This window comes from Pseudomonas sp. GW823-FHT06E10 (genome assembly GCF_058794995.1).
The window spans coordinates 154,004-171,818 of the sequence record NZ_JBXAHJ010000008.1; the positions used below are offsets into that span (position 1 = coordinate 154,004).

The 17,815-nt window shown below is 58.8% G+C and carries 15 protein-coding genes; 3 read left to right on the forward strand and 12 right to left on the reverse strand.

What is annotated here, in order from left to right:
- Positions 1-132: 132 nt before the first annotated feature.
- The 12 genes from AC1Q6Y_RS15305 to mtnA form a co-directional block, all read right to left on the reverse strand.
- Positions 133-1,203 (reverse strand): LPS O-antigen chain length determinant protein WzzB, encoded by a 1,071-nt coding sequence (locus tag AC1Q6Y_RS15305; RefSeq protein WP_492624761.1) that lies wholly within the window; start codon positions 1,201-1,203, stop codon positions 133-135.
- A gap of 121 nt (positions 1,204-1,324) precedes the next feature.
- Positions 1,325-1,513 (reverse strand): LapA family protein, encoded by a 189-nt coding sequence (locus tag AC1Q6Y_RS15310; RefSeq protein WP_057716573.1) that lies wholly within the window; start codon positions 1,511-1,513, stop codon positions 1,325-1,327.
- A 50-nt stretch (positions 1,514-1,563) separates the two neighbouring features.
- Positions 1,564-1,860 carry an integration host factor subunit beta gene (ihfB, locus tag AC1Q6Y_RS15315; protein ID WP_046042607.1) on the reverse strand — a complete coding sequence of 99 codons (297 nt, stop codon included), beginning with the start codon at positions 1,858-1,860 and terminating at the stop codon, positions 1,564-1,566.
- 149 nt (positions 1,861-2,009) lie between these two features.
- Positions 2,010-2,294 (reverse strand): hypothetical protein, encoded by a 285-nt coding sequence (locus AC1Q6Y_RS15320; RefSeq protein WP_492624762.1) that lies wholly within the window; start codon positions 2,292-2,294, stop codon positions 2,010-2,012.
- Between the two features lie 210 nt (positions 2,295-2,504).
- Positions 2,505-4,196, reverse strand: coding sequence for a 30S ribosomal protein S1 (rpsA, locus tag AC1Q6Y_RS15325; protein ID WP_007973639.1), 1,692 nt, complete (start codon positions 4,194-4,196; stop codon positions 2,505-2,507).
- Positions 4,197-4,316: 120 nt separating this feature from the next.
- Positions 4,317-5,006, reverse strand: coding sequence for a (d)CMP kinase (gene cmk / locus AC1Q6Y_RS15330; protein WP_007973641.1), 690 nt, complete (start codon positions 5,004-5,006; stop codon positions 4,317-4,319).
- A complete protein-coding gene (locus tag AC1Q6Y_RS15335) occupies positions 5,003-7,210 on the reverse strand; it encodes a bifunctional prephenate dehydrogenase/3-phosphoshikimate 1-carboxyvinyltransferase (protein ID WP_235863965.1) in 2,208 nt (735 codons plus the stop codon). Before AC1Q6Y_RS15335 ends, cmk begins: the two co-directional genes overlap by 4 nt.
- Positions 7,211-7,238: 28 nt before the next feature.
- Positions 7,239-8,351: a histidinol-phosphate transaminase gene (gene hisC / locus AC1Q6Y_RS15340; RefSeq protein WP_057713771.1), complete on the reverse strand. Its 1,113-nt coding sequence runs from the start codon at positions 8,349-8,351 to the stop codon at positions 7,239-7,241.
- Positions 8,352-8,364: 13 nt separating this feature from the next.
- Positions 8,365-9,459, reverse strand: coding sequence for a prephenate dehydratase (gene pheA / locus AC1Q6Y_RS15345; RefSeq protein WP_007939916.1), 1,095 nt, complete (start codon positions 9,457-9,459; stop codon positions 8,365-8,367).
- Positions 9,459-10,544, reverse strand: a complete 1,086-nt coding sequence (gene serC / locus AC1Q6Y_RS15350) for a 3-phosphoserine/phosphohydroxythreonine transaminase (RefSeq protein ID WP_492624763.1) — start codon at positions 10,542-10,544, stop codon at positions 9,459-9,461. The genes pheA and serC overlap by 1 nt, the downstream gene beginning before the upstream one ends.
- Before the next feature lie 201 nt (positions 10,545-10,745).
- Complete coding sequence (gene gyrA, locus AC1Q6Y_RS15355; protein WP_492624764.1) at positions 10,746-13,400, reverse strand: DNA gyrase subunit A; 2,655 nt, start codon at positions 13,398-13,400, stop codon at positions 10,746-10,748.
- Positions 13,401-13,825: 425 nt separating this feature from the next.
- Positions 13,826-14,902, reverse strand: a complete 1,077-nt coding sequence (mtnA, locus tag AC1Q6Y_RS15360) for an S-methyl-5-thioribose-1-phosphate isomerase (protein ID WP_057713768.1) — start codon at positions 14,900-14,902, stop codon at positions 13,826-13,828.
- Between the two features lie 108 nt (positions 14,903-15,010).
- Between mtnA and AC1Q6Y_RS15365 the strand changes: the two genes are divergently transcribed.
- From AC1Q6Y_RS15365 to mupP, 3 genes are read left to right on the forward strand one after another with little or no spacing between them, the layout of a single operon-like run.
- A complete protein-coding gene (locus AC1Q6Y_RS15365) occupies positions 15,011-16,345 on the forward strand; it encodes a TRZ/ATZ family hydrolase (RefSeq protein ID WP_090457151.1) in 1,335 nt (444 codons plus the stop codon).
- A gap of 58 nt (positions 16,346-16,403) precedes the next feature.
- Positions 16,404-17,102 (forward strand): bifunctional 2-polyprenyl-6-hydroxyphenol methylase/3-demethylubiquinol 3-O-methyltransferase UbiG, encoded by a 699-nt coding sequence (gene ubiG, locus AC1Q6Y_RS15370; RefSeq protein ID WP_057713766.1) that lies wholly within the window; start codon positions 16,404-16,406, stop codon positions 17,100-17,102.
- A 4-nt stretch (positions 17,103-17,106) separates the two neighbouring features.
- Positions 17,107-17,778, forward strand: coding sequence for an N-acetylmuramic acid 6-phosphate phosphatase MupP (gene mupP / locus AC1Q6Y_RS15375; protein WP_057713765.1), 672 nt, complete (start codon positions 17,107-17,109; stop codon positions 17,776-17,778).
- Positions 17,779-17,815: the final 37 nt, after the last annotated feature.

Consider the following 17,815-nt stretch of genomic DNA (forward strand, 5'->3'; position numbering starts at 1 on the left):
GGGGGGGGGTAAGGAAGGGCACGTATTTGAAAACGACTGCTCAGAGTGGCGAGCGCTGCGTTTCCGAACGCAACACAAGCATCCAAAAGAAAGCCCCGGACGCCCTTGCAGCCAATAGGCAATTTACCCACCTCAGGTATGCGAGGAGGGAACCAAAATTTTTGCGCGCAACAAAGGTTTGAAATACCTGAACAGAGCCAACGCCAGCCCCAGGAAGAGCCCAAAGCACGCCCCCTGTATCAGAATTGATAATTTATTCGGCTTGATCGGACTATCGGGATCGTCAACTGCTCCGTCCTGTCGATATACCGAAACACTGGAGGAATCGATTGTCAGATTTTTAAGAAATAAGTACTTAACTTGCAAAACTCGCAGACTCTGAATGAACGGATCATCAGACTCACGCCTTTCCAAGCCATCAATTTCGGCTTGGAGCGCATCACTTCCACGCATATACAAAGCCTGACTATCCACACCTAGAGACAACTCCGCAGACGTTCTCCCACTGATAATGACCGGTTTGTTCAAACCAACGGCCCTAGCAATCACCAGAGCCTCACTTAGGACCTTTATTTTGTCCTCTCGCTCTCGGCGAGCACTTTCACGGAGACCATTAATCTGTTGTTCCAAGTTGCGCGCTCTAACCTGAGCCTCTCTAACCACGTTTTTGATCATTTCGTTTTTTGCTGCAACACCGGCATTTTGAACATAAGTGCGCACCCATTCACCAGCTTCCGAAGGGTTGTAGCCCTGCACAGTAACAGAATAACGGTCTGGGCCTTCCTTACCACCCACAGATATAACCAACTGCTTTGAGAAATTTTGATACAGACGGTCGCGCGAACCCTTGCGTGCATTTTCAGTCAACGACGGTAAATAAACCTCATCGAAAAAAGAACGCCGCAAGGATTCACTAAAGAGATTACGAACAAATACGTCATAAACATCTTTAACAGTGAAAGGCGGCAGGTCGGAATTCAATGTTCGACCATAGTTAAAATCCGCAATATCGTTTTGAGTGGGAGGCAATACGTAAATTCTGGCCTCATACAATGGCTTAGCTGTAAAGGCATATACCGCCGAGGCTATAGTCACCAGAATGATTACACTGATAACTACCCACTTCTGCACCCAAAGCGCTTTGATCAAGACAAAAATATCTATCTCATCACAGCTTGTTGAGGCGGTCGAGAGTTGGAGCATAATGATCAGTACCCTTAAACGCTAGAAAAGACTTATCTACGAAACAAAACAGCCCGCCACTTCTTGCGAACTGACTAAAATGCAACGGCCTTTCCTATCTTGACCTAAAGTTAACAGACTTCTAACCCCGATACTTTCTGAGGCTAGCACACCAACTGAACAGAGGCCCCACCGCCAAACCGATTAACAACGACAGCAACATATACAGTGACACTGGAAGTTTAGGCATCAACCAACCTAGAAATTGCACACCAACTAATTCTTGGTTTTCCAGCACAAACGCCACTATCAATACAACTATTAAGATCATCAGGATGAACCCGACATAACGAATTGGGGCGGCGCTACGAGCCTTTCCACTCACTGCTGCTCCTCCTCGTCCTCATTCACCCGATCCCTGAGTTCCTTGCCTGGCTTGAAGTGTGGAACGAATTTGCCATCCAGGCTAACGGACTGACCGGTCTTTGGATTACGACCGACCCGCGGTGCGCGGTAGTGCAGAGAGAAACTGCCAAACCCCCGGATCTCGATGCGATCTCCGGTAGCCAGACATTGGGACATTTGCTCAAGCATGGTCTTGATGGCCAACTCCACATCCTTCGATGAGAGCAGCCCTTGATGGGTGACAATTCGTTCGATCAACTCCGACTTCGTCATATTTTTCCCTTCTTTTTCAAGCAGCTAGATCAGCGCTTCAAAGGTTTTAGCACGCCTGCACGATTTTGAACAGCCTGAGTTTTACCATCTATCCCAGCCCCCCAAAATGCTTGATCCCCGGAACGGGAAGACTCTGGGCGATCACCCTGTCATCGGCAAATCACCAGCATAGTGCGCGTCAGGAAACCTGCCGGGTTGAACCCAAAAAGCCCACCCTCCTCCTCGTCTTCCTTGAGATCATCAGACCTTGCCACGACCTGATAGCCCGCTCCCTTGCATTCCTTGGCCGCACGCTTGTAACACTTGTCCCATTTCGAACCGAGCCCCGAACAATCGACCTCAATACCGCTAACCCCACGCACTACGTGAGTCTTGGCGCTGGTGGTACAACCCGCCAATGCCAGCACTGCCACTGCGACAATGAGCTTGTTCATTCACGTCCTTTTGCCAGAAAGCCTGCCAGGCGATCATTAGTCTCAGGCTAAAGACTAGCTGCAAATAAGCGCTTGATCCGACTAAACATTCAGACCTTCTTTCGGCGTTTTTGGTTCACGCCCCAGGCAACTGCATCCGAACGCAATTCACCAAACGCCAGGCACAAAAAAGGGCGACCGAAGTCGCCCTTTTTTACAGAAAGTCAGAACTTAGTTCTGTTTTTCCATTTGTGCACGCAGCAGGTCACCCAGAGTGGTGGCCACAGGAGCATCAGTAGCTACTGGCTTGTCGCGCAGGCTCTGGATTGCTTCTTTCTCGTCTTCAACGTCTTTCGACTTGATCGAGAGCTGAATTACACGGCTCTTGCGGTCAACGCTGATGATCTTGGCTTCTACTTCTTCGCCTTCTTTCAGAACGTTGCGCGCGTCTTCAACGCGGTCACGGCTGATTTCGGAGGCTTTCAGAGTCGCTTCGATATCGTCGGCCAGAGTGATGATGGCGCCTTTAGCGTCAACTTCCTTCACGATGCCTTTAACGATGGCGCCTTTGTCGTTCTCTTGAACGTACTCGGAGAACGGATCGCTTTCCAGCTGCTTGATACCCAGGGAAATGCGCTCGCGCTCTGGGTCAACCGACAGGATAACGGTGTCCAGCTCGTCGCCCTTCTTGAAGCGGCGAACGGCTTCTTCGCCCACTTCGTTCCAGGAGATGTCGGACAGGTGAACCAGACCGTCGATGCCGCCATCCAGACCAATGAAGATACCGAAATCGGTGATCGACTTGATGGTGCCGGAGATTTTATCGCCCTTGTTGAACTGGCCAGAGAAATCTTCCCATGGGTTAGATTTGCACTGCTTGATGCCCAGGGAGATACGACGACGCTCTTCGTCGATGTCCAGAACCATGACTTCCACTTCGTCGCCGACTTGTACGACTTTCGAAGGGTGGATGTTCTTGTTGGTCCAGTCCATTTCGGAAACGTGTACCAGACCTTCAACGCCTTCTTCCAGCTCAGCGAAGCAGCCGTAGTCGGTCAGGTTGGTTACACGCGCGGTAACGCGAGTGCTTTCTGGGTAACGGGCTTTGATAGCAACCCATGGATCTTCGCCCAGTTGCTTCAGGCCCAGGGAAACACGATTGCGCTCGCGATCGTATTTCAGAACCTTGACATCGATCTCGTCGCCAACGTTGACGATTTCGGAAGGATGCTTGATACGCTTCCAAGCCATGTCGGTAATGTGCAGCAGGCCATCGACGCCACCCAGATCGACGAATGCGCCGTAATCGGTGAGGTTCTTGACGATACCTTTGACTTGTTGGCCTTCCTGCAGGGATTCCAGCAGAGCTTCGCGCTCGGCGGAGTTCTCGGCTTCCAGGACGCTGCGACGGGAAACGACAACGTTGTTGCGCTTCTGGTCCAGCTTGATGACCTTGAATTCCAGCTCTTTGCCTTCCAGGTGCGTGGTGTCGCGCACTGGACGGACGTCAACCAGAGAACCTGGCAGGAACGCACGGATGCCGTTAACGTCGACAGTGAAGCCGCCTTTAACCTTACCGTTGATAACGCCCTTGACCACTTCTTCGGCTGCGAAGGCTGCTTCCAGAACAATCCAGCATTCAGCGCGCTTGGCTTTTTCACGGGACAGCTTGGTTTCACCAAAGCCGTCTTCAACCGAGTCCAGAGCAACGTGAACTTCGTCACCGACGTTGATGTTCAGTTCGCCAGCGTCGTTGTAGAACTGCTCAAGCGGGATGAGTGCTTCAGACTTCAGGCCAGCGTGAACGGTTACCCAGCGAGCTTGGTAATCGATATCAACGATAACACCGGTGATGATGGAGCCTGCCTGAAGGTTCAGGGTTTTTAGGCTTTCTTCAAAGAGTTCCGCAAAGCTTTCGCTCATTTTAATTCCTGTTGATGAGGGCGAAGAATACGCCCATCTCCACACCCCAGACGGTGTGGGTTAGTTTCATTTAAAAGAAGCCACCGCAGGACTATGACTGGTCCCCTGCGGCCTTCTTGGTCACCCGGCGATATCGCGAATGGCGATCTCGCTCATGATGCGTTCCAGCACCTGGTCGATGGATAATTCCGTGGAATCCAGCTGTATGGCGTCAGCCGCCGGTTTAAGCGGGGCTACCGCTCGCTGGGTGTCACGCTCATCGCGCGCACGTATCTCATCTAGCAGACTCGACAGACTAACACCCTCGACCTTGCCCTTCAACTGCAAATATCGACGGCGCGCCCGTTCCTCGGCGCTGGCGGTCAGAAAAATTTTCAGCGGTGCGTCCGGAAAAACCACTGTGCCCATGTCGCGACCATCCGCCACAAGGCCCGGCGCTTCCTGAAAAGCCCGCTGGCGCTGCAGCAGCGCCTCGCGCACAGCCGGCAACGCAGCTACCTGGGAAGCACCGGAACCGACGCTTTCGGTGCGAATGACATCGCTGACTTCATCACCTTCCAGAATGATGCGTTGCAACTGACCGTCCGTCGCCGCGATGAACTGCACATCCAGATGAGCGGCGAGTTTCTTCAGCAGCTCTTCATTGGTCAGGTCGACACCATGGTTATGCGCGGCGAAGGCCAGCAATCGGTACAACGCACCGGAATCCAGCAGGTTCCAGCCCAGGCGCTTGGCCAGAATCCCGGCTACCGTACCCTTGCCCGAACCGCTTGGCCCATCGATGGTGATGACCGGTGCAATGTTGTTCACGACTGTGCCTCTTGCGCCACGCGAATACCGACCTGTGCGCACAGCGCCAGGAAATTCGGGAACGACGTCGCGACGTTGGCGCAATCATGAATGCGGATTGGCGCACTGGCGCGCAGCGAAGCAACGCTGAACGCCATGGCAATACGGTGATCACCATGACCGTGCACTTCACCGCCGCCGATCTGGCCGCCGTCGATGATGATGCCATCCGGGGTTGGTTCGCACTTGACGCCCAGCGCCAGCAAACCATCCGCCATGACCTGGATGCGATCCGACTCCTTGACCCGCAGCTCTTCGGCACCACGCAACACGGTGCGCCCTTCGGCACAGGCGGCGGCGACGAACAGCACCGGGAACTCGTCGATCGCCAGCGGAACCAGCGCCTCGGGAATCTCGATACCTTTGAGTTTAGCTGCACGTACGCGCAAGTCCGCCACCGGCTCGCCACCCACTTCACGCTGGTTTTCCAGGGTGATGTCGGCGCCCATCAGGCGCAGGATGTCAATCACGCCGGTACGAGTCGGGTTGATGCCGACGTGTTCCAGCACCAGTTCCGAACCCTCAGCGATCGATGCTGCTACCAGGAAGAACGCCGAGGACGAAATATCACCCGGGACTTCGATATGGGTCGCGGTCAGCTTGCTGCCGGACTCGACCGATGCGGTCGCACCGTTGACCGTTACCGGGTAGCCGAAGCCACGCAGCATGCGCTCGGTATGGTCGCGGGTCGGAGCAGGCTCGGTCACCGTGGTCTTGCCTTCGGCATACAGACCGGCCAGCAGCAGGCAGGACTTAACCTGGGCACTGGCCATCGGCATGGTATAGGTCAGGCCCTTGAGCTTGTTGCCACCACGAATGGTCATCGGCGGACGACCTTCGGCGGCGGTTTCGATCACCGCGCCCATTTCACGCAGCGGATTGGCGACGCGATTCATCGGGCGCTTGGACAGCGAAGCGTCGCCGGTCAGGGTGCTGTCGAAGTTCTGCGCGGCCAACAGGCCGGACAGCAGACGCATCGAAGTACCGGAGTTGCCCAGATAGATCGGGCCCGGTGCCGGCTTCAGGCCATGCAGGCCAACGCCGTGAATGGTCACGCGACCGTGGTGCGGACCTTCGATGACCACGCCCATGTCACGGAACGCCTGCAAGGTCGCCAGGGCATCTTCGCCCTCGAGGAAACCTTCGACTTCGGTGACGCCTTCGGCCAGGGAGCCAAGCATGATCGAACGGTGGGAAATCGATTTGTCACCCGGTACGCGAATCCGACCGGACAGGCGGCCACCAGGTTGAGCCAGGAAAATCAGATCGTTGGAATTCATAGCGTCCACATAGGCCCTGCGGGCCAGGATTTTACTGAAATGCTCGCGGGCAACCCGGGCGCGAGTGAAAACGCCCAACAATTGGTGCCCATCCCCTGCATCGACCGCGTCGCGCAAGGCGTCGAGATCGCTGCGAAATGTATCGAGTGTGCGCAGGACAGCTTCGCGGTTGGCGAGGAAGATGTCGTGCCACATGACCGGGTCGCTTCCGGCGATTCTTGTGAAATCGCGGAAACCGCCCGCAGCGTAACGGAAGATCTCAAGATTTTCATTGCGCTTGGCCAACGAATCGACCAGGCCGAACGCCAACAAGTGCGGCAGATGGCTGGTCGCGGCCAGTACTTCGTCGTGACGCTCGACCTGCATGTGCTCGACATCGGCGCCCAACTCGCGCCACAAACGGTCGACTACCGCCAGGGCTGCCGGATCGGTTTGCTCCAGCGGCGTCAGGATCACCTTGTGGCGACGGAATAGTTCAGCGTTGGAGGCTTCCACCCCACTCTGCTCTGAACCGGCAATCGGGTGCCCCGGCACAAAGCATGACGGCATCTTGCCAAATGCTTCGGTGGCCGCGCGCACCACATTGCCCTTGGCACTGCCGACATCGGTCAGGATCGCCTGCCCCAGATCCATGCCCGCCAGACGCGCAAGCACTTTCTCCATGGCCAGGATCGGCACCGCCAGCTGGATGACGTCGGCGCCCTGACAAGCAACGCCCAGGTCTTCCTCGCAGCGATCCACCACACCCAACTCGACCGCGAGCTTGCGCGATTGCGGATCGAGATCGACTCCGACCACTTCGCGGCACAGACCGCTTTCACGCAAGCCCTTGGCAAACGAACCGCCGATCAACCCGAGACCGACCACCACCAGGCGACCGATCATAGGCTCAGCAGATTGCAGCGCAGTGACATCAACCACGAGCCAGAACCTTGGTCAGCGCCTCAAGGAAGCGGCTGTTCTCTGCCGGCAGGCCAATGGTGATGCGCAGGTGGTTTGGCATGCCGTAGTTGGCCACCGGACGCACGATCACGCCTTCACGAAGCAAGCCCTGGAACACCGGGGCCGCAACCTGACCGAGATCGACGCAAATGAAATTGCCTTTGGATGGTATCCAGCTCAGCCCCAGCTCACGGAAACCGGCCTCCAGCTGCTGCATGCCGGACTCGTTCAACTGACGGCTTTGCGCCAGATACTCTTCGTCCTTCAACGCTGCACAGGCCGCGGCCAGGGCCAGGCTGTTGACGTTGAACGGCTGGCGTACACGGTTCAGCACGTCTGCGACCACCGCCGTGGACAAGCCATAACCCACGCGCAGCGCCGCCAGGCCATAGGCCTTGGAGAAGGTGCGGGAAACCAGCAGGTTCGGATAAGCCGCCAGGAAGTCCAGGCCATCCGGCAGATCGCTGCCTTCGGCGTATTCGATGTAAGCCTCGTCCAGTACGACCAGCACATGCTCCGGCACATCCTGCAGGAATTCGTCCAGCGCCTCGGCGTCGAACCAGGTCCCGGTCGGGTTGTTCGGGTTGGCGATGAACACCACGCGGGTGTTGGCATCGATCGCCGCCAGCATGGCAGGCAGGTCATGCCCCCAATCCTTGGCCGGAACCACTTTGGCCTGTGCGCCGACCGCCTGGGTGGCAATCGGGTAGACAGCGAATGCATGCTCGCTGAACACGGCGTTCAGGCCCGGTGCCAGATAAGCACGCGCAACCAGTTCCAGGATGTCGTTGGAACCGTTGCCCAACGTGACCTGATCGAGTTCGACGCGGCACTGCTCGGCCAGCAGACTCTTGAGGGCAAAACCGTTGCCGTCCGGATAACGGGTCAGCTCTGCCAGCGCATCGCGGATCGCCGCCAGCGCCTTGGGGCCAGCGCCCAGCGGGTTTTCGTTGCTCGCCAGCTTGATGATACTGGCTGGATCGAGGTCCAGCTCACGCGCCAGTTCGTCCACGGGTTTGCCCGGAACGTAAGGCGAAAGTTGTTGCACGCCCGGCTGTGCCAGAGCGAGGAAATTGCCACTCATTTGCTACCGCCCCTTAGAGAACTGCTTTCGGGTAGGAACCCAGCACCTTGAGTGCCACTGCTTCCTGACTGATCTTTTCCAACACACCTTTGACCAAGGGGTCGCGGTGGTGGCCGACGAAGTCGATGAAGAACACATAGGTCCATTTACCGCTGCGCGACGGACGGGTCTCGATTCGCGTCAGGTCGATGCCATTGTCGTGGAACGGCACCAGCAACTCGTGAAGCGCACCCGGCTTGTTGCTCATCGAAACGATGATCGATGTCTTGTCGTCGCCGGTCGGTGGCACTTCCTGGTTGCCGATCATGAGGAAGCGCGTGGAGTTATCCGGACGGTCCTCGATTTTTTCGGCCAGTCGGGTCAAGCCGTACAGGCCGGCCGCCATATCGCCGGCAATCGCCGCCGAGTTCCACTCACCCTTGACCCGCTTGGCCGCTTCGGCGTTGCTGGACACCGCCACGCGCTCGACATTCGGGTAATGGGCGTCCAGCCACTTGCGGCACTGGGCCAGTGACTGGGCGTGGGAGTAGATGCGGCTGATGCTGTCGGTCTTGGTGTTTTCACCGACCAACAGGTGATGGTGGATACGCAGCTCGACTTCACCGCAGATCACCATGTCATGTTCGAGGAAGCTGTCGAGGGTGTGGTTGACCGCGCCTTCGGTGGAGTTCTCCACCGGCACCACACCAAAATTCACCGCCCCCGCCGCCACTTCACGGAACACTTCGTCGATCGCCGCCATCGGCTTGCTGATCACGGCGTGGCCGAAGTGCTTCATGGCCGCCGCCTGAGTGAAGGTGCCTTCAGGGCCGAGATAAGCCACTTTCAGCGGCTGTTCGAGCGCCAGGCACGAAGACATGATTTCACGGAACAACCGCGCCATCTCTTCGTTGCCCAGCGGCCCCTGGTTGCGCTCCATGACACGCTTGAGCACCTGAGCTTCGCGCTCAGGACGATAGAACACCGGCACTTCGCCTTCGGCCAGCGAGGCCATCTTTACTCGCGCGACTTCCTGGGCGCAGCGCGCGCGCTCACTTATCAGCTCCAGGACCTTTTCGTCCAGGGCGTCAATGCGCAGGCGCAGTGCCTTGAGTTCTTGCTCAGACATTAGCCGTGTTCCTTCTCGAACTCTGCCATGTACGAAATCAGCGCATTGACGGCGTTGATGTCGACGGCGTTATAGATGGAGGCGCGCATGCCACCCACGGAACGGTGGCCCTTGAGGTTCAACAGGCCACGCTCGTCGGCACCGGCCAGGAACGGCTTGTCCAGGCGATCATCAGCCAGGCGGAACGGCACGTTCATCCACGAGCGGTCCGACTTGTTGATCGGGTTGCTATACAGGCCGCTGGCATCGATGAAGCTGTACAGCGTGCGCTGCTTGACTTCGTTGAGCTTGCCGATGGCCTCGACGCCGCCCTGTTCCTTGAGCCACTCGAACACCAGGCCGGACAGGTACCAGGCCAGCGTCGGCGGGGTGTTGTACATCGAGCCGTTATCGGCCGCGACCTTGTAGTCGAGCATGGTCGGGCACAGGGAACGGGCCTTGCCCAGCAGGTCTTCGCGTACGATGTTGACGACGATACCGCTCGGGCCGATGTTTTTCTGGGCACCGGCGTAGATCATGCCGAAGCGCGACACATCCACCGGGCGCGACAGGATGTCCGAGGACATGTCGGCCACCAGCGGAACATCGCCGGTTTCCGGGATCCACTGAAACTCCAGGCCGCCGATGGTTTCGTTCGGCGCGTAGTGAACGTAGGCCGCGTCTTTCGACAGCTTCCACTCGTTCTGGCCGGGAATGGCGAAATAATCGTAAGGCTTGGCGGTGGCGGCAACGTTGACGCGGCCGAAGCGCGAAGCTTCTTCGATGGCCTTCTGCGACCAGATACCGGTGTCGATATAGTCGGCCGAGCCGTTTTCCGGCAACAGGTTCAGAGGAATCTGAGCAAATTGCTGGCTGGCGCCGCCTTGCAGAAACAGCACTTTATAGTTCGAGGGGATATTCAGCAGATCACGCAGATCCTGCTCGGCCTTGGTGGCGATGGACACGAACTCATCACTGCGATGGCTCATTTCCATGACCGACAGACCCTTGCCGTGCCAGTCGAGGAGTTCACCCTGGGCGCGCTGCAGGACAGCTTCGGGAAGCGCCGCAGGACCGGCACAGAAGTTATAGGCTCTCTTGCTCACATCCAATCTCGCTCTGATTTGGTGGTATCACTGTAGGAGCGAGCTTGCTCGCGAAAAACCTGAGAGCGCAAGGGTGCACCAGACGCCCTGCGTTATCGTTGACGACCATCGCGAGCAAGCTCGCTCCTACAGGGGATTTCATTATTTCAAAAGGGACAAACAACAAGGGGGCGAATTTTCATCCGCCCCCTGCTTGCCCACTTATTCCTGTGGTTCTTCGTCAGCGGCGGCGTCGAGTTGCTGGTCTTCGGCAACGTCGTCGATCACGACTTCACCGACAAACCGTTCACCCTCTTCACCTTCCAGCTCTTCACCCTCGACTTCCGACGGCTCTTGAACCCGCTCCAGCCCGACCAGTGTTTCGTCGTTGGCCAGCTTGATCAGGGTCACGCCCTGGGTGTTACGACCCAGGCTGGACACTTCGTCGACACGGGTACGCACCAGGGTGCCTTGGTCGGAAATCAGCATGATTTCCTCGCCGTCGAGTACCTGGACCGCACCGACCAGACGGCCGTTACGTTCGTTGCTGACCATGGCGATAACGCCCTGACCGCCACGCTTGTATTCAGGGAACTCGGTGATCGCCGTGCGCTTGCCGTAGCCACGCGCCGAAGCGGTGAGGATCTGGCTGCCTTCTTCCGGAATCAGCATGGAAATCAGCTTCTGACCTTCCGGTAGACGCATGCCGCGCACACCGCGGGCGGTACGGCCCATGGCGCGAACGTCGGATTCCTTGAAGCGGGTGACCTTGCCACCGTCCGAGAACAGCATGACTTCACGCTCGCCATCGGTGATGGCCGCGGAAATCAGCACGTCGCCTTCGTCCAGTTCCAGTGCGATCAGGCCGACGCTGCGTTGACGGCTGAAGGATTCCAGCGGGGTCTTCTTCACGGTGCCGTTGGCGGTGGCCATGAAGATGTAGTGACCTTCAGTGTATTCCTCGACCGGCAGCATGGTGGTGATGTACTCACCGTCATCCAGCGGCAGCAGGTTGACCAGCGGACGACCACGGGCAGCGCGGGACGCTTCAGGGATTTCGTAGGTTTTCAGCCAGTACACCTTGCCCTTGCTGGAGAACAGCAGCAGCGTGGTGTGGCTGTTGGCAACCAGCAGGTGAGCGATGTAGTCCTCATCCTTGACGCCGGTCGCCGACTTGCCTTTACCGCCACGACGCTGGGCCTGGTACGCAGCCAGCGGCTGGGTCTTGGCGTAGCCACCGTGGGAAATGGTCACGACGCGCTCTTCTTCCGGGATCATGTCACCCAGGGTCAGGTCGAGACGGGCATCGAGGATCTCGGTGCGACGCACGTCGCCGTATTCGGCGCGGATCACTTCCAGCTCTTCGCGGATCACTTCCATCAGGCGCGTGGCGCTGTTGAGGATGCGGATCAGCTCGCCGATCTGGTTGAGGATCTCTTGATACTCGGCCAGCAGTTTTTCGTGTTCCAGACCGGTCAGGCGGTGCAGACGCAGTTCCAGAATGGCTTGCGCCTGCTCTGGCGACAGGAAGTACTTGCCGTCGCGCAGACCGTATTGCGGATCGAGGTTTTCCGGACGGCACGAATCGGCGCCGGCACGTTCAACCATTGCCACCACGGCCGAAGACTCCCAAGGGGTGCTGACCAGCGCTTCCTTGGCTTCCGACGGCGTTGGCGATGCCTTGATCAGGGCGATGACCGGGTCGATGTTCGACAGGGCAACCGCTTGACCTTCAAGGATGTGACCACGCTCGCGCGCCTTGCGCAGTTCGAACACGGTACGACGGGTCACCACTTCGCGACGGTGGCGGACGAAGGCTTCCAGCAGATCCTTGAGGTTCAGGATCCGCGGACGGCCGTCGATCAGCGCGACGATGTTGATACCGAACACCGCTTGCAGCTGGGTCTGGGCGTAGAGGTTGTTGAGGATGACCTCAGGCACTTCGCCGCGACGCAACTCGATCACGACGCGCATACCGTCCTTGTCGGACTCGTCGCGCAGTTCGGTGATGCCTTCAAGCTTCTTCTCTTTTACCAGCTCGGCGATCTTCTCGATCAGACGCGCCTTGTTCAGCTGGTAAGGGAGTTCGGTGATGACGATCTGCTGGCGGCCACCGACCTTGTCGATGTCTTCGATCATCGAGCGGGCGCGCATGTAAATGCGCCCGCGACCGGTGCGGTAGGCTTCGATGATGCCGGCACGACCGTTGATGATCGCGGCGGTCGGGAAGTCCGGACCGGGGATGTATTGCATCAGCTCGTCGACAGTCAGCTCTGGATTGTCGATGAGCGCCAGGCAACCGTCGATGACTTCACCGAGGTTGTGCGGCGGAATGTTGGTCGCCATGCCCACGGCGATACCGCTGGAGCCGTTGACCAGCAGGTTGGGAATACGGGTCGGCATGACCGCCGGGATCATTTCGGTGCCGTCGTAGTTCGGCACCCAGTCCACGGTTTCTTTATGCAGGTCAGCCAGCAGTTCGTGCGCCAGCTTGGTCATGCGCACTTCGGTGTATCGCATGGCCGCGGCGTTGTCGCCGTCCACCGAGCCGAAGTTGCCCTGGCCGTCTACCAGCAGGTAGCGCAGGGAGAATGGCTGCGCCATCCGAACGATGGTGTCGTACACCGCGGTATCACCGTGCGGGTGATACTTACCGATCACGTCACCGACAACACGGGCAGATTTCTTGTACGGCTTGTTGAAGTCGTTGCCCAGCTCGCTCATCGCGAACAGCACGCGCCGGTGCACGGGCTTCAAGCCATCGCGCGCATCCGGCAGTGCCCGCCCGACAATTACGCTCATCGCGTAGTCGAGGTAGGACTGCTTCAGCTCGTCTTCGATATTGACCGGGAGGATTTCTTTGGCCAGTTCGCCCATGAGAAGCCTGATTCCTTTTTCTGGTGAAACTTCGTCACATCCATATGGGACCAACGAAGCTCGCCGATACCGGCTGAGTGCCATGCACCGACTTACGACAAATCAACGAGTTATGCCATGGATCTGCGCAGTACGGGTCGCCACTTCGGGCAACCCTGGAAACCGCCGGATGTTATCACAAGAGCCGCCACGCACCTATCCCCCAGATGCGCATGGAGAGTAGTTAGTTGACCGGTGACAGGCTTGAAGGGGACGAGAGGGGCTTAGAGCCGTGTTGAATGGAGAATTTGTGGCTGATTCGGGTTGGTTCATTGGGTTTGACAACCCCATCGCGAGCAAGCTCGCTCCCACAGGTTTTGTGTACACCGAAAACACTGTGGGAGCGAGCTTGCTCGCGATGGCTATCTTTCAGACGCCAGAAGCTATTAATGCAGGCGCTTACGGCACATCAACTGCGCCATTTTCGCCGTATCCGGGCGCTCGACGATGCCTTTTTCGGTGACGATCGCATCGATCAGGTCCGCCGGAGTCACATCGAACACCGGATTGAACGCTTCGACATCCGCGCCCACCCGCTTGCCACCGACCTCCAGCAACTCGCGGCCATCACGTTCCTCAATCGGAATGTCATCGCCGCTGGCCAGGTGCATGTCGATGGTCGAACTCGGCGCCACCACCATGAAGCGCACGCCGTGGTGCATGGCGTTGACGGCCAGTTGATAGGTGCCGATCTTGTTGGCCACGTCGCCATTGGCGGTGATCCGGTCAGCACCGACGATGACCCAGGTAGGGCCTTTGGTCTTCATGATATGCGCGGCGGCGGAATCGACATTGAGGGTCACGGGAATGCCTTCATTGGCCAGTTCCCACGCGGTCAGCCGCGAGCCCTGCAGCCATGGGCGGGTTTCGTCGACATACACCCGCTCGACCATGCCCTCGATGAAAGCCCCACGAATCACCCCCAGCGCCGTGCCAAAGCCGCCCGTGGCCAGTGCGCCGGTGTTGCAGTGGGTCAGGATCGCCTGGGCATTGCCCTGATGCTTGCGGATCAGGTCCACACCCAGTTGCGCCATGGTCAGGTTGGCTTCGCGATCACTTTCGTGAATGGCGATGGCCTCCGCCTCCAGCACCTCCAGCGGATCGGCATTGTCTTTCAGGCGATCAAGCCGGTCGTGCATGCGGCCCAGCGCCCAGAACAGGTTGACCGCAGTGGGACGGGAATCGGCCAGCAGCGCGAAATCCTCTTCCAGCGCCGCGTACCAGTCGCCACCTTCGGCAATCCGGGCACGGGCCGCGAGCACGATGCCATAAGCGGCACTGATACCAATCGCCGGCGCACCGCGCACCACCATAGAGCGAATGGCCTCGGCCACACCGGCTGCACTGGTGTAGGCGATCCAGGTTTCCTCGAACGGCAAAATGCGCTGATCCAGCAGATGGAGAGCGCCATCACGCCAATCGATGGCCTTTACCTTTTCCGCAGCCAACAGTCGATCGCGCATCCCTCACCCCGCACTCATGAACAAAAGCCGCCGATTATAGCGATCCCCCCGCGAAGACGCTCGGGTATACTTCGCCATCCTTTACAAAAGCACTGGAACCGACCCTCGATGCCGAACACTGCCGCTGCGCTCGACCTGTTATTGCTGCCGACCTGGCTGGTACCCGTCGAACCCGCTGGTGTTGTCCTCAAGGAACATGGCGTGGGCATCCGGGATGGGCGCATCGTGTTTATCGGCCCACGTTCCGCCGCACTGAAGCTTAACGCAACCGAAACCCGCGAGTTGCCCGACATGTTGCTCAGCCCCGGCCTGATCAATGCCCACGGGCACGCGGCGATGACGCTGTTCCGTGGCCTGGCCGATGACCTGCCATTGATGACCTGGCTGGAAAACCACATCTGGCCCGCCGAAGCCAAGTGGGTCGACGAGGACTTCGTGCGCGACGGCACGGATCTGGCCATCGCCGAGCAAATCAAAGGTGGCATCACCTGTTTCTCTGACATGTACTTCTTCCCGAAGGTTGCCAGCGAGCGCGTGCACAACAGCGGCATTCGCGCGCAGATCGCGATTCCGATCCTCGACTTCCCCATTCCGGGCGCCGCTACAGCGGACGAAGCCATTCGTCAGGGCGTCGAGTTGTTTGGCGATCTCAAGCACCACGAGCGCATCAAAATCACCTTCGGCCCCCATGCACCCTACACCGTGGGCGATGAAAACCTGGAAAAAATCCGGGTGATCGCCGAAGAACTGGACGCCTCGATCCACATGCACGTGCATGAAACGGCATTTGAAGTGCAGCAATCGGTCGAGCAGCGCGGTGAACGACCGCTGGCCCGACTGGCGCGCCTGGGCTTGCTGGGGCCACGCTTCCAGGCGGTTCACATGACCCAGATCAGCGAAGAAGACATGACGCTGCTGGTAGAAAGCAACAGCAATGTGATTCATTGCCCGGAATCGAACCTGAAGCTGGCCAGCGGGTTCTGCCCGGTAGAGCGCTTGTGGCAGGCCGGGGTCAATGTCGCGGTCGGCACCGATGGCGCGGCCAGCAACAACGACCTGGACCTGCTCGGCGAAACCCGCACCGCGGCCCTGCTGGCCAAGGCTGTCGCCGGCTCGGCCACCGCGCTGGATGCCCATCGAGCCTTGCGCATGGCCACCCTCAACGGTGCCCGGGCACTGGGTATCGAGGCCGAAGTCGGCTCGCTGGAAATCGGCAAGGCCGCGGACATGGTGGCTTTCGATCTCTCGGGGCTGGCCCAGCAGCCGGTCTACGACCCGGTTTCGCAGCTTATATACGCCACCGGCCGGGACTGCGTGAAACACCTTTGGGTTGCCGGCAAGCAGTTGCTCGACGACCGTCGCCTGACACGCCTGGATGAACAACAGCTAAGTACTGTCGCGAAGGCCTGGGGCCGGCGCATCAGTGGCCGCACCGAATCGTAAGCACCCTGGAGCACAATCCGGGGCAACAGGATTTTTCAAGTTTTAGAGGACTTAAACCATGAGCAACGTCGACTACGCCGAAATCGCCAAATTCGAGGCCCTGGCCCATCGCTGGTGGGACCGCGAAAGCGAATTCAAACCGCTGCACGACATCAACCCGCTGCGGGTCAACTGGATTGATGAACGCGTCCACCTGGCCGGCAAGAAGGTCCTCGACGTCGGTTGCGGCGGCGGCATCCTCAGCGAGGCCATGGCTCAGCGCGGCGCGACCGTGATGGGTATCGACATGGGCGAAGCGCCGTTGGCGGTTGCCCAGCTTCATCAGCTGGAGTCGGGCGTGAGCGTCGAATACCGGCAGATCACCGCCGAAGCCCTGGCCGAGGAAATGCCCGAGCAGTTCGACGTGGTCACCTGCCTGGAAATGCTTGAGCACGTGCCAGACCCGTCGTCGGTCATCCGTGCCTGCTTCCGCATGGTCAAGCCCGGCGGCCAGGTGTTCTTCTCGACCATCAACCGCAATCCGAAGGCGTACCTGTTCGCCATCGTCGGCGCCGAATACATCATGAAGTTGCTGCCGCGCGGCACCCACGATTTCAAGAAATTCATTCGCCCTTCCGAACTTGGCGCCTGGAGCCGCATGGCCGGCCTGTCCGTCAAGGACATCATCGGCCTGACCTACAACCCGCTGACCAAGCACTACAAACTGGCCTCCGACGTGGACGTCAACTACATGATCCAGACCCTGCGCGAGGAATAAGCCGATGCCAATCAGAGCAGTTCTTTTCGACATGGACGGCACCCTGCTCGACACCGCGCCGGACTTCATTGCGATCTGCCAGGCGATGCGTGCCGACCGTGGCTTGCCACCGATGAACGACAAGCACATTCGCGACGAGATTTCCGGCGGCGCCAAGGCGATGGTCGCAGTGACCTTCTCCATGGACCCGGAATCGCCGGGATTCGAGGAGTTGCGCCTGGAGTTCCTGGAGCGCTACCTCGTCGGTTGTGCCGTCCATAGCAAGCTGTTCGACGGCATGGGCGAACTGCTGGCGGACATCGAGAAGGCCAACCTGATCTGGGGCGTGGTCACCAACAAGCCGCTGCGCTTCGCCGAGCCGATCATGCAACAGCTGGGACTGGCCGAGCGTTCGGCGCTGCTGATCTGCCCGGATCATGTGAAAAACAGCAAACCGGATCCCGAGCCGCTGATCCTCGCCTGCAAGATGCTCGACCTGGACCCGGCCAGCGTGCTGTTCGTCGGCGATGACCTGCGCGACATCGAATCAGGCCGCGATGCCGGCACCAAGACTGCTGCGGTGACCTTCGGCTACATCCACCCGGATGACAACCCGCGGCATTGGGGGGCGGATGTGGTGGTTGATCATCCGTTGGAGCTGCGCAAGGTTTTGGATAGCGCCCTCTGTAGCTGCTGAGACTGTCGTTGACCTCTGTAGGAGCGAGCTTGCTCGC

Coding starts and splice junctions, on each gene's coding strand:
- AC1Q6Y_RS15305 (WP_492624761.1), bottom strand. CDS start 1,203: ATGCTCCAACTCTCGACCGCCTCAACAAGCTGTGATGAGATAGATATT.
- AC1Q6Y_RS15310 (WP_057716573.1), bottom strand. CDS start 1,513: ATGATCTTAATAGTTGTATTGATAGTGGCGTTTGTGCTGGAAAACCAA.
- ihfB (WP_046042607.1), bottom strand. CDS start 1,860: ATGACGAAGTCGGAGTTGATCGAACGAATTGTCACCCATCAAGGGCTG.
- AC1Q6Y_RS15320 (WP_492624762.1), bottom strand. CDS start 2,294: ATGAACAAGCTCATTGTCGCAGTGGCAGTGCTGGCATTGGCGGGTTGT.
- rpsA (WP_007973639.1), bottom strand. CDS start 4,196: ATGAGCGAAAGCTTTGCGGAACTCTTTGAAGAAAGCCTAAAAACCCTG.
- AC1Q6Y_RS15335 (WP_235863965.1), bottom strand. CDS start 7,210: ATGATCGGTCGCCTGGTGGTGGTCGGTCTCGGGTTGATCGGCGGTTCG.
- hisC (WP_057713771.1), bottom strand. CDS start 8,351: ATGAGTGGCAATTTCCTCGCTCTGGCACAGCCGGGCGTGCAACAACTT.
- pheA (WP_007939916.1), bottom strand. CDS start 9,459: ATGTCTGAGCAAGAACTCAAGGCACTGCGCCTGCGCATTGACGCCCTG.
- gyrA (WP_492624764.1), bottom strand. CDS start 13,400: ATGGGCGAACTGGCCAAAGAAATCCTCCCGGTCAATATCGAAGACGAG.
- mtnA (WP_057713768.1), bottom strand. CDS start 14,902: ATGCGCGATCGACTGTTGGCTGCGGAAAAGGTAAAGGCCATCGATTGG.
- AC1Q6Y_RS15365 (WP_090457151.1), top strand. CDS start 15,011: ATGCCGAACACTGCCGCTGCGCTCGACCTGTTATTGCTGCCGACCTGG.
- ubiG (WP_057713766.1), top strand. CDS start 16,404: ATGAGCAACGTCGACTACGCCGAAATCGCCAAATTCGAGGCCCTGGCC.
- mupP (WP_057713765.1), top strand. CDS start 17,107: ATGCCAATCAGAGCAGTTCTTTTCGACATGGACGGCACCCTGCTCGAC.